Origin of the sequence: Psychrobacter sp. S4(2024), from assembly GCF_036861305.1 — a bacterium.
GTDB lineage: Bacteria > Pseudomonadota > Gammaproteobacteria > Pseudomonadales > Moraxellaceae > Psychrobacter > Psychrobacter cryohalolentis.
The window spans coordinates 394,028-407,657 of sequence record NZ_JAZAQR010000001.1 but is presented as its reverse complement, the minus strand read 5'-3'; the positions used below and the strand labels follow the sequence as shown (position 1 = coordinate 407,657).

At 42.3% G+C, this 13,630-nt stretch carries 6 protein-coding genes; 4 read left to right on the top strand and 2 right to left on the bottom strand.

The window, feature by feature from the left end; all coding sequences use genetic code 11:
- Positions 1–137: 137 nt before the first annotated feature.
- Positions 138–1,478, bottom strand: a complete 1,341-nt coding sequence (locus VLA57_RS01680) for an MFS transporter (RefSeq protein ID WP_133104449.1) — start codon at positions 1,476–1,478, stop codon at positions 138–140.
- A gap of 465 nt (positions 1,479–1,943) precedes the next feature.
- Here VLA57_RS01680 and VLA57_RS01675 point away from each other — a divergent pair, with 465 nt between their 5' ends.
- Positions 1,944–5,315, top strand: coding sequence for an autotransporter assembly complex protein TamA (locus VLA57_RS01675; RefSeq protein ID WP_333954146.1), 3,372 nt, complete (start codon positions 1,944–1,946; stop codon positions 5,313–5,315).
- Between the two features lie 76 nt (positions 5,316–5,391).
- The gene (locus tag VLA57_RS01670) at positions 5,392–10,386 is read left to right on the top strand and encodes a translocation/assembly module TamB domain-containing protein (RefSeq protein WP_333954145.1); all 4,995 of its coding nucleotides are present in this window, start codon (positions 5,392–5,394) and stop codon (positions 10,384–10,386) included.
- A gap of 177 nt (positions 10,387–10,563) precedes the next feature.
- Here VLA57_RS01670 and hemP read toward each other — a convergent pair whose 3' ends face one another.
- Entirely contained in the window at positions 10,564–10,728 is a 165-nt protein-coding gene (gene hemP / locus VLA57_RS01665) for a hemin uptake protein HemP (protein ID WP_020443783.1), read from the bottom strand.
- 214 nt (positions 10,729–10,942) lie between these two features.
- Here hemP and VLA57_RS01660 point away from each other — a divergent pair, with 214 nt between their 5' ends.
- Together VLA57_RS01660 and VLA57_RS01655 are read left to right on the top strand one after the other, a co-directional pair.
- Complete coding sequence (locus VLA57_RS01660) at positions 10,943–12,025, top strand: NUDIX domain-containing protein (protein WP_201531241.1); 1,083 nt, start codon at positions 10,943–10,945, stop codon at positions 12,023–12,025.
- 498 nt (positions 12,026–12,523) lie between these two features.
- Positions 12,524–13,630, top strand: coding sequence for a lipocalin family protein (locus VLA57_RS01655; protein ID WP_333954143.1), 1,107 nt, complete (start codon positions 12,524–12,526; stop codon positions 13,628–13,630).

Here is a 13,630-nt window from a genome sequence, read left to right as displayed (position 1 = left end):
TGCAACGGCCACTATTTAATCTTATAGCTTACTATAGCAAACAATATCAATAGTCGGCATCATAATAATGAGGCGCTCAGCAATCGACTTATAATAACAGTCGTTATTAATGCTATTGGTGCAAATCCTAAGACCCTTTAATCGTGCCTGTTCAACTCATCATCATGAGTTTGGATGCTGGCATGTTTAATATGTTTGTTCAGCTTGGCATATAAAAATATCCCAAAGGCAATATTGAGCAAGCCCGTGACTAAGAACAACTGCGGTAGTGACATACCCAAGCTATTTAAGACAACGATAGAGAAGATAGCAGAGCCAACCATAAATATGGCATTGAAAATATTATTGGCACCAACAATACGTGCACGATGGCTTTTGGGTGCATACGCCTGCATAGATGCATATAAAGGGACAATATATAAGCCGCCACTAAAACCCAAAAAGAATAAATCGACAAAGACGCGCCAGCTACCAGGGATAGCAAATAATCCGCTCACTGCGATTAACGTCTCAGTATTCCCATCAATCGATAATCCTGATAGAGAAAAATACAAGTCGATAGCAAAGATACTCAAACCAGCGATACCAAAGGGTAATAAACGTAAGCTGACCTGATTCTTGGTAAGCCTTTTGCATAATAATGAGCCGATAGAGACACCGACTGAGAATAAAGTCAGCAGGAAAATTACCACTGATTCATCGCCATGAAGAATGACTTTGCTGAATTCAGGTGTTTGGGTCAAAAAAGTCGCGCCATAAAACCAAAACCAGCTGTTGCCCAAGATAACGAAGAACAAAAACCGTAAGGAATATAAATAACGTACCGTTGACACACTGGTGGTAAAGATATTCCAATTAATCTTTAAATCAGGCTGCATCGCTGGCATGGTGGGTATAGATCGGGCGGCGAAATAACCTAATATCGCAACGACTAATACGGTCAGACTAATCCAATATAGCGGCTGTGGCACTTGGGTTAAGACGCCAGCGATAATCATACCAAGTAATATCGCTAATGACGTACCCATTTGAAACAGACCATTGGCACCGACTAACTCATTTTCTTGCATCGCTTGTGGTAAATAGGCATATTTGATGGGCCCAAAAAAGGTAGATTGTGTGCCCATTAAAAACAACGCGACAAATAAGAGTGCATACCACTCAAATACAAAACCCACTGCCGCAATCACCATAATGGACAGCTCAAGTAGCTTGGTTAAACGGGTCAATTTAGACTTTTCAAACTTGTCAGCGATTTGCCCTGCCAGCGCCGAAAATAGAAAATACGGCAAAATAAATAACATGGCCGCCAAGTTATTTAAAATACTGACCTCAACGCCAAGCTGGCTCGCCGCCGTGTAGGTCAAGACTAATATCAGCGCTTGCTTAAAAATATTGTCATTAAACGCTCCCAAAAATTGGGTAAAAAACATGGCGCTAAAACGGCGACGCTTAAATAACTGAAACTGATTGGCCATGAAAATTCCTACAAATGGGTCAAGACAAGTAAAAGTGAAGCAAGACGGAGAAAATAGTCATTAATACTAGGGTAATTATCAACGCTATCAAAAACTTAACTAAATATGGCATAGGTTTTATCAATGTTAAGCCGTATAATAGCAAGGCTTTGGCAAAAATACATACGTCCAATGCTATGATTTCATAATTAACTAAGTTATGATTTGTAAATTTTAGCCGACTAAATCCTAATAAAGTGGCCAATAGCAAAGGTTTGCCGATGCTTAAATAGTCTGATGTAAGTAATTTTTTATATACTAATTACATATTAATGCTTCAATCGTAGGCTAAATCGTCAGACAAAAAGTAAAGCTGCAAGTTAAAAAATTGTTTTAGCTCATTATAATTGTTGTCATCACTGTATTTACCGCTAAGACTTAGCAGTCGTCAGCGTCAGCAACCTTGCACTGCGTGAGGGAATAGGAATGAATATGAAACATCAGCCTTCAACGCCAGTGCATAACGTACCTGTTAAGTTGCCTGACCTCTTAGGTTGCCAAAATAGCTCAATCAAATCTAGTGCTACTATTAGTGCTAACGACACTCCGCGTCTTTATTTTACCCGCACAGCGCTTTTTAGTGCATTGACCACCAGCTTGGTCGGTTTTGGCTGTAGTCTTGCCCCTGCTGCTTTTGCCGCTACTACTGATTCAAATAATAGCGCTATAAGCAGCCAGATAACAGCAAAAACTGCTACAGCAGCGTCACCAAAAACCCCCAAAGCGGCTATTTCTGATGATGACCGTCAGCTGGATATGGCGTTAGATGCGCTGCGCCTAAAAAAAGCGGTCGAGCAAGGTGTTATTGAGCAATCTATATTGGATGACTATAGTGAGCAGACGCTAGGTATTAAGAATCCAAACGCGAAAAATTCAGCAGGCAAGACTAACAGTAATGTTACTCCAGAAAATGCCAATAGCTTTAATAATGATTTCGAGGATGCGCAAAATTTTGATACAAATCAAGATCAAGATCTAGAGCAGCAAGCGGCAGCGATACAGCAGCAGGGCTATCAGATGATGACGCCTGAAGAGATTGATCGTGAGCTTGCGGCGATGGACAGACAAAACGCGCAAGATATCGATAGGATTGGCACTAGTAATAATAGTGGTTTTGATGCGCCTGTCGCCACTTTAGACGATCGTACGCCGCCGATTGGGCTGGATGTGGAGTTAGACGCGACCAATCTGCCTACACCCAGTAATTTAGACACATTAGGCATCAATGAAAGCATTGCTGAGCGAGCTGAGACTGCAGAGATCATGGCGCGTCCTATTACTGTTAGCGATGCTGTCAGCAGTGGTAATGCCAGTGAGGTAATGGATAACGATATTTTAGCCAACGTTAATCAATCAAAGAATACAGAAAACTCGATCAATCCTGATGACTATTTGCCAGATTATCAAAACGATACCGAAGCCGTTAGCGAAAGTATCGAGCAAGCCAAAACGCCGAGTCCAATGGCGCGCAACAAAGGCAATATTGTCAAGCGTCTCTATAATCGATTGTTTAATTCAGGCTCACTGGCGCTACCACATGTAGATACTACGATTTACTTACAACAAGTCGCAGCTAACAATAGCAATGCTGTCAATACCAAGCCGATACTAGTCAAAGCTGATGACAATGTGCAGCCTATTAAGAATATCAAGGCGGCGCTTGATGATACCACTGTGCAGTCTGTCGTTGACTTTACAGCGGCATTACCGCGTTTACGTCAAACCGCATTAGATGCTGCAAAAGCAGTTGGTTACTATGATGTGACTTTGCGTCTAAGCCAGCCTTATACAGACACGATCGATGTCATTATTGAAAAGCTGGGTGAGCCCGTACGTGTCGATAGCCGGATTGTCGACATTCGCGGTGCAGGCAGTGAGCAAAAAGAGTTCGCTGAGCTTCAAAAAGATCTGCCGCCAAAAGAAGGCGATATCTTTAACCACCGCGTCTATAAAGACAGTAAATCTGCCCTTGAGTCGCTCAGTAATACTTACGGTTACTTTGATCAATATTGGTTAAATAAATCCGTCGATATTATCTTGCCTGATAACACAGCAGATGTTTCCCTGGTTTACAATACTGGCAATCGCTATGAGTTTGATGAAGTGGTATTTTTTACTTATGATAGAGAATCAGGGACACTGACCCGTGATCCTGCAAAACTGCCCGTTGAATTGTCACTGTTAAGGCAGTTATTCGACTTTAAAGAAGGCGATCCTTTTTATCGTCCCGCTGTCACCAAATTCAGTAACGATTTATCGGCGACCCGTTATTTTAATACCATCAACGTTGAGTCGATTTTGCCGCCAGATGAGCGCACACAAAGTGCTACTTTGGCCTTTGATAACTCACCAAATGTAGACAATTTTGTTGAAACAATGGATGACGAAGTAAACAATGCTTCCGATGTTAATGCGCGTCAAATAGAAGGTGTTAGTAATGACGGCGAGCTTTATGCTAATAGCGGAGAGAAAGTAAATGCGGCTGACATTGCTGCTATCGAATTTGAAGCCGATGAAGAGACGCTTGAGAAGCTGCAGGCCATTAAGCAAAAAGCAGAACGCTTAAGCCGTCTGCCAAATGATCGGGTATTGGATGAAAAAGACCAAGATTCAAACAGTATTTTAGGTAAAATTAGTGATGCTATCAGCGACATTGCACAAAAGATATTCCCGGATGAGAAAAGTATATTGGCGGATGAGAACTTCGTACCACCAACATTGGCAGGGCGTAAAACACCGCAAGAAGTATTAGAGAGTAAGAAAGTACCGCTATACGTGTTTGTGGCGGCGAATAAACCGCGCGATGCTCAGGTGGGTATTGGTTATGGTACCGATACGGGTGTCCGCGCAACCGCGAAAATAGATTATAATCTACTCAATCGTAAAGGCTATCAGGCAGGACTTGAGACAGAAGTCTCAAGAATTACTAAAAATGTCGGTGTCTATGCTAGCGGACCTTGGAAGCATCCTTTGAATGATAAGCTTGAAGCAAGCTTAACTTATGAAGAAGAAGCTATTAATCAAGGTGAAGGCAATTTCGATTTGTCTACCAAAACCCTAAAAGGGTCGCTAGCGCGTAATATCCGCCGTGAAACGGGTTGGAATCGCAGCTACTCTCTGCGCTACCGTTTAGATGAGTTAGAAACGGGTATTGATGATGAAGCGCAGTTAAACGATCTTCCTATTCGCTTTACGTCTTCACAGCCTAGACAGCAAGCATTATTACTTGGTTATGGCATCAGTAAGACAGATGTAGATAGTGTGACCAATCCCACTAGCGGTATCCGCCAATACTATTCGATTGAAGCGGGGGCTGATAAAGCGTTTAGCGATACCAATCTAGCAATTGCTCGCGCTGGCGTCAGCGGTATTTATAGCTTTGGTGCTGATGACAAGCATCAAGTGCTTGGCAGTATCAATACTGGTTATATTTGGGCAGATGACTTTGATGAGGTGCCTTATAAGCTGCGCTTCTTTGCTGGTGGTGATCAAAGTATCCGTGGTTATGACTATGAAAGCTTATCGCCACTAGATAAAGGCTATCTGACTGGTGGACAAATCCTCGCGGTTGGTAGTGCAGAATATAACTATGAGTTTAAACCCGGCTTTCGCGGTGCTGTTTTTACTGACACTGGTAATGCTTATGACAAAGATTTTGAGACAGATACCAAAGTTGGTGTCGGCGTTGGTATCCGCTGGGCGTCACCTGTTGGCGTGGTGCGCGTCGATGTTGCAGCTGGCGTGACAGAAGAGAGCATTCCAGTTAGGTTGCATCTGTTTATTGGCTCTCCTTTATAAAAGTCTATAAACAAAACCGTTTCTTTTTATTATTCTAGCGATTGCTGGTAATCATTCTTTAACGTAGTTGAGTGTCATGTCGACCAAAAATACCCTGCCTAATAAGCCATTAGATGAAGATCCAGCACAACGAGATGCCCGCGCCGTAAGACGTTGGTATCCGTTGTCTTTTGTGCTCAAATTGCTGGTACTGATTCTTATCGTGCTAGCGATTATGTTTGCCATCTTCTTATATGCGGCGGGTACTGAGTCAGGAACTAAGTTTATCTTAGAGAAAATCAGTGCAGAAACTGGTATTGAATTCAAATACGGTAGCGGCAATCTGCGCGAAGGTCTATGGCTCACTGATATCGATATTGTTGCCAATGAAGATCTTGAGATATTGGTAGATAAAGCTTACGTTAAAATAGGCTGGCGCGCCGTCTTTGCCAAAGAAGTACATTTGCGTGATGCGGATATACAAACCATTGAAATTATCAATAAAAAACCGCCAACAGGTGAGGCATTCGATTATAGAACCTTAAGCTTACCGGTTAATCTACGTTTTGATTATGCAAAAGTAAAAACCATCATTTATAAGCAAGTAACTCGTGACCCCATTGTTGTGCATGATGTTGAAGCCCGCGATTTGACGTGGGTTGGCAGTATGGTGACGGTGGGTCGCGGTAGTTTGCAATATGGCGATATTGTTAAAGTCAGTGCTTTAGAGGGTCATGCCGATTTGCAAGGCGACTATCCTTTAGATTTGAGTGCCATTGTAGAGGTCAGTGCTTTAGAAAAAGCCTATATTGATCCCTTGAATATCACCGCAACAGGCACGTTAAAGCGCACTGTTGGCAAGGTTAGTAGCCGCTACAATGATAGTGCGGTTAGTGGCGACTTTGTAGTGCAGGGATTGGATCCTGATGCACCGTTTCAAGCAAAACTTGAATGGGATGACATTCTGGTTCCTTATGCGGACAGTCAAAACATTCACTTAAAGAGTGGCATCGCGACCGCATCAGGTGTTATCTCAGAGATACGCCTACGTATCAACACTGAATTGACTGCTAAAGACATTCCTTCAGGACATTACCAAGGACGCGCCATTCTTGCCAATCGTCAGCTACGTGTTGATCGCCTAGATGCAGATGTGGCTGCTGGCAACTTGATATTGCAAGGTATCTTGGATTGGAACAGCAGCTTTGATGCAAAGATAAGAGCGAGCGGCAGTAATTTTGATGTACGTCGCGTCATTCCTAAACAATATGCGGACTTTAAAGTATATGCCCCGCAAAAGTTAAACGGTCGATTATCCGTTCATTATCAGCATAAAAATACTGCCGGTAATATGGAAATGGATGCCGCATTACGTCAGCGTGATGGCGAGCAAGTCAATGCCAATATTGTCCGTGGAAAAACCTCAGCCAAATCTAAACAAATCGCCCCTTTGTATATTGATGCAAAATGGCAGAACCTTGTGCGTAAAAACATCCCTAATATCGGCAACATCAATAGCCCTAGTGGGCAAGCGAAGGTGATTGTTCGCGGCTCAAATCTTTCTGTCGATGGCAAAGCCATTATTAATGAGCTGAATGCTGCGCCTAAAGGCAATTACGATGTCAGGCTTCGAAAGGCTGGCAATATCATTGATATCAACCGCCTAAACTATAAAGGCGTAGTGGGCGATTTGTCAGGGACAGGTCAGATTCAATTAGCCACTAAAAAACGTCCGCTTACTTGGCAGATTGATGCACGTACTAATGGCTTATTGCCCAAGCAATACCGCAGTGATATACCGCTTGAGCGCCTAACTGGGCGTATCAGTGCCCACGGACGATTGCTGAATATCACTAAAAACCGTGTCAAAGGTCAGCGGCATATTATTAGTTTCAATAATACGGCTTTGCAGGCGCAGTTGGATGCCACGCAAAAAGGTCGTGCTATCGGCATTACTGGTGGCGGCGATGCCAGTGTTGATATTATCGGCGGTAAGCTATCGGTCTTTGATGCGCGTTTTGATGGTCAAATTGACACGGCTGATGTACCAAAAGGTCGCTTATCAATCGATGCCGCTGGTACGCCAAATCTGATTAGTGTTCGCAAGTTAAATTATAATGGTGAAGCAGGTGCGGTCAAAGCCAAGGGTGTCATTGACCTAAGAAAGAATATCGGCTGGACGCTAGATGGGCGCTTTGATAAGTTTAATTTGGGTTATTTCTTGCCCAATAATGCCGCCATTATTACTGGTGATTTAAAAACCACTGGCGAGTGGCAAAGTCCGCCAAAGAATAATGCTAAGGCAAAAGGCGTACTGAAAAACTTCGTCGTAAACTTTGATGGTGTCTTAGACGCTGAGCAATTGCCAGCAGGTAAACTGACTATTGATGCCAGTGGTAATGCACAGCTCATTCGAATCAAGCGTTTCCGACATGTGGGCGCAGCAGGCAGTATTGATGCTAAAGGCACCGTTGATGTGCGCCAAGGTCTTGCTTGGGATATTGATGCGGTCATGGATCGCTTTAATTTGGGTTATTTCTTCAAAGACATACCGAGTACGATTACCGGCACTATTGATACCAGTGGACGTTGGGGCGATACCCAACAGACGATTAATATCAAGCAAGTGAATTTGAATGGGATGCTAAAGGGTCAACCACTTAGTGCCAAAGGCAGCTTGACAGCCAAACTACATCTACCAAAAGACTTGGCAAGCTATTTTCAACGTTTGCAGAAGCAAGATGCGCAGGCACAATATAAGCAAGTGAACGCTTTGATCGAAAGCTTAAATGCCAATAATTTGGTACTGCGTTGGGGTAATAATTACATCACCGCTAATGGTAATGCCAAACAGTTACAAGCCAAAATCAATATCACAAGCCTTGATCAGCTCTCAGACAAGCTTGGTGGTAAAATCTCTGGCGGTGCTACCTTGTCACAGCCAGCAGGACAAGCATTGCCGACGATTTATGTTGATTTGGTTGGTGAGCGTATTACGCTACCAGGCTTTATATTACGTCAAGGTCGCATACGTGGCAAACTGGTTAACTTGGCAAATAGTCCAAGCCAGTTTATTATCACTGCCGAAGGCTTAGAAGCGGCGGGGCAAAATTTTAAAAACTTTAATGCAACCTTTAATGGTACTGAACAAGCTCACGTAGCAGATTTTGATCTGCTTAATGAGAAGCTCAGTATCTCAGCAAGGCTTAAGGGTGGCTTTAATCGAGATAAGCTCAGCTGGTCAGGTGTTATTGGCAAGGGTCAAGTTAAGTCCAAATATGCAACCTTAAACCAATTGCAGCCAGCGCAGCTGATTGTTAATTTGCCTAAGAAGCAAGGTAAAAATAGCACAGAGCTAAAAGTACAGCTGGCGGCACATTGTTGGCAGGCGACTGATCAAACAGGAAAGCTCTGCTTACGTGAAAACCTTATTGCTTCAGCTGCTGGTGGTCAAGTTGATTTGGCGATACAAAAAATAGACACCTCACTATTTTCAGCGTTTTTGCCAAAAGATATCGATTGGCATGGCAAGATTAACGGTAAAGCGATTGTTGGTTGGCAACGTGGTCGTCCACCAACGATTAATACCACGCTGTATTCTGACAACGGTAAAATTGGCTTGATTCAAGATGGTGATAGCTTGCCTGTCACCTTACCTTACAAGCGCATCTCGCTCATTGCGGTGTCTGTACCAAATGGTCTAAAAATACGCTCAGATATCAATACGGGTGATGGTGCTCGTGGTTATGCAGAAGTGATCGTCGATCCATATAAGACGCCCAAACCTATATCAGGTGCGTTGGTGCTCAATGAGCTTAATTTGGCTATTTTTAAACCTTTCTTTCCTGGTATGCGCGTGCTCGAAGGCAACATCACTATGGCAGGCGGCTTGGGCGGCACACTGGATAAGCCACAGTTTTATGGCGATGTGAAGTTAGCCAATGGTCGCATGGCGATGCTTGATTTGCCGGTCAATTTGACCAAAGTGAATGCCACTGCCAAAATCCGTGGTACTCAAGCAACGATCGATGGTAGGTTCAATAGTGGTACAGGGAAAGGGACGGTTGCTGGCACTGTCAATTGGCAGCAAAAGCTACAGGCTAAGCTGAGTATAGATGGTAAAGGTTTGATATTGACCCAGCCGCCATTATTGGTGGCGAGTGTCGATCCTGATATCGATATTATCGTGCGTCCTTCCGATCGCTACGTCAATATCACTGGGGCAGTCAGTGTGCCATCAGCGACCATTCGTCCGCCAGAGGCCAGTGAAGATATCATTACTCAGACCGAAGACGCTGTCGTACTCGATCGTCGTCTTATTGGCAATATTGATGAAGTTTTAGCTATCTCAAAACCTTGGTCAATCAATGCTGATATCGGTATCGATTTGGGTAATGACATCAACTTCCGTGGTTTTGGTGCCGTGATTCCTCTAGCAGGTGCCATTCATGTCACGCAAAGCGGTACAGGCATCATGCGTGCAAAAGGGGTGGTACAGGTCTCACGTCGTACCAATATTAATGCTTTTGGTCAAAACCTAGAGCTTAACTATGGTCAAGTGCGCTTCAACGGCGATGTGATGAAACCGAGTTTAAGTATCGAAGCGGTCAAAAATATCAGTGGTAAAACAGTCGGTGTCCGTGTCAAAGGTAATACTGAAAGCCCTAATATCATCGTTTTCAATAATGCCGGGCTTACGCAGCAGCAAGCGATGAATGCCTTGGTCACGGGTCGTATTAATAATCAGAGTGCTACTCAAATCAGTGAGCAAGGCTTTAAATCTCAAGTCACCAATAACTTAGCGGCCGCTGGGCTGAGCTTTGGGCTGAGCGGTACACGTAATTTGACCAATCAAATCGGTCAAGCGTTTGGCTTCCAAAGCTTAACGGTTGATGCTTCAGGCAGCAGTGAAGATACCAATGTCAATGTCACCGGTTATGTGACCCCTGACTTATATATCCGCTATGGTGTGGGCGTTTTTAATGCGCAGAACAGCTTGTCGATACGTTACCAGTTGACCCGCCGTATCTATGTAGAGGCAACGTCAGCAGCAGAAAATGCCGTGGATGTGGTTTATAGTTGGCAGTTCTAAAGATTGTACTTAGATATCTACCCTCATATTTGCTGTGATTTTGGCAGATTGGCAGATTGGCAGATTGGCAGATTGGTTGACTGGAAATAACTATTTATAAATTAATCCATTATCGATATTTGATCAAATAAAAAACGCCTTTATGAAAAGGCGTTTTTTTATGAGCATTAAGAGAATTTACTTGGTTAAAATTAATCGATTATTACGTGTTAAGCGTAGGCGATATTCTTCGCCTTCATGTTCAATACGTACTTCTTTAGTCAAAGCAAACAAGTGCTGTGATTGCAAAGTAGGCAGACGATTTTCACGGAAGTTCAAATGACGAGAGATTACAAGACTCATGGTAAATTCCTTTTGATAGCAAAGTAGCAAATATTCAAAACAATAAATACTAATAGAATATAATTTATTAACGATAATAATTATCATTTAGATTGAATAATTTTGCAAGCAAATTTATAAAATAAATAACAGCGATTATGTAAACTTATCTAACCGTTTTTTTTCATTCAAACAATTTTAGCCATCAATCTTAGTAGCATTAAAGGAAAATAGGATGACAGTTGAACAAAGTAACTCTATAAAAGACACTTCAATAACGACAGTCAATGTAGCGGTTGCCGTTATTCATTATAAGGATCAATATTTACTAGGATTTAGGGCGGCTTCTCAACACCAAGGGAACCGCTATGAGTTTGTAGGCGGAAAGATAGACGCTCATGAAACAGCAAAACAAGCACTGATACGAGAAGTTGCCGAAGAGACAGGCATCAGTATTGCTAATAATACGGCAGTTAAACTCGGTCGATTGCATCATGATTATGGTGATAAGCAGGTCTGCTTACAAGTTTACCGTATTGAAGTGACTGCACAACAATATGCACAATATAAAAACCTAAGCTATGGTCTAGAAGGTCAAAAGCTGACATGGGTAGAGAAGGCCGAGCTGCTAGCAGGACATTATGACTTGCCTGCTGCCAATAAGACAATCCTTGCATGGTTACAGCTGCCTATGCAGATAACAGTTACTTATCCATTATCGCATTTTGATGCTGCCTCTAATCCTATGGCAGCATGGTTACAGTATCATCATGAGCATATAACGGCTGGCGCTTGGGTTTATATACGGACAAAAACAGCAGGGACAGAAAACAGTATCAAGCAGCTATTACAACTACGTCCTGATATTCAAGCGATTACTCCTGACCACTTAGATATCGATAAAACAGACAATGTAGAAGCAAATAATCAAATAATAGCAAGTCATTTAACACAGACACAGCTTATGCAATGGTCAAGCGGAGTAGCTAAGGAGCCCATGTCGTACTCTGCCTTGTCTACAAGCTTGCCATTAATCGTTAGTTGTCATGATGTAGATAGCATCAATGCTGCCAATCAACTGGCGTATATTCGATTACAGCAGCAGTTGCCACCCGTTATCGGTATTTTCTTGGCACCTGTTGAGTGTACCCAAACCCATCCTGATACACCGGCATTAGGTTGGGATGCGTGGTCAAATTTAGCAAAATTAGCGGATATGCCAGTTATCGGCTTAGGTGGACTATCACCTATGATGTATAAACAAGCCGTGCTACATGGAGGCGTTGCTGTTGCTGGAATTCGCCAGTTTTTAAAATAGTTTTTGGTACTATTGTTACCCGCATTTTTATAATAATTTTGGGCATCAAGCTGCCATTTGAATACCGCTAAAACCAGAGTACGATAGGTCAAATAAAAAAATTCTCAGAGGAAAAATAGCACTAGATAAGTAATTGATTTGAATATTCTTTATCGGTTAATAAAAATGTAACTTCGCATATCTTATAAACAGAATTACTTACAAACCGTTGCGTTTTCCTACATTGCCACACTGTTTTGGTTAGGGATTTGCTATTACTATGAATCATTAATTATCGAAGGGCGCTAAATCAAGCTTTTATAGACTTACTAACTGTTAAGACTTTTAATGACTATGATGTTAAAAGTAATAGCCAATTTAACTTCCATTCATTTTTTGTTGTAGGGCCAGTGGGTGAAAATCATTTTGTGCTGCTCTGATAAATAACAATGGTATGAATAAATGCCTATAAGTAGATAGATCGCTCTTAATAATCACTGTTAATAAAATGGTATCCCTATGAAAACCAATAAGTTACCGAAGTCAGTATGGTCTGATTCTGAGGCAGCTGGTTCTCAATCACCGCATACTGACCAGCTACCTAAGTATAAGATGAATAAAGATCAGGCAACACCAGCAGGTAATATTGACTGTGCAAGTAATGACGCCAGCTATAATAATGTAGGTTTTAGTAAAGAATATTTAGAAACTCTGGCACAAGATATGTCACAACAAACCAGCTTTTTTGATTATAAATGTGTCAAAAAAACTCATGTAAGTGTACTTAACTCTAATTTAATTGATAACAGCACCTTTAACGCCAGTACAGCTGAAGTTGATTGTATTAAGACAAGTATCTTCAAAGAATTTGAGCAATCCATAGTCGAGCCACCTCACATCATATCTCCTAAAAACGCAGCAAGCGTTGCAGAGATACCAGAGCGTATATTTATGAATGGTCTTATTAAGCATACTGGAATAGCCTTAGCTATTATCATACCGTTAGCAGCATTTTCTGCTTATGCAGCGACACCGTCTATGACTCAAGCGGTTGCTAGCAAGCACATGACCAATGTAACGGCAGAGGTGCTCACGGTTAAACCTAGCAGTATTATTCATAAATCTGCTAGTACACCGACTACGGTAGATAGCGTTGATCTCAATAAATATGCTGGTGCTTGGTATGAGATCGGTCGTTTGCCGATGTATTTTCAGCGCAACTGTGCCAGCGATGTGACGGCTAACTATGTTGAAAAAACTGATGGTTCAGGTATCAAAGTTATCAATCAGTGTAAGGCTGAAGATGGCTCGAACATTATTGCTGAAGGCTTAGCAAAACCTGCTGATGCGACAGGAAGCAAACTAAAAGTTACCTTTTTGCCATCGTGGATTCGTTGGTTGCCGGTAGGGCGAGCTGACTATTGGGTATTGGCACGTGATCCCGATTATAAAACTGCTCTGGTTGGTACACCTGATAAAAAGTATTTATGGCTGCTGGCTCGTTCGCCAAACGTAAGCCAAGAAACTTATGCCAAATACCGTCAAATTGCCCAGCAACAGGGTTATGATTTGAAAGAATTTAAATTAACGTCGCAGAGTAAGCAGACGGTGGATTTGATTCCATAA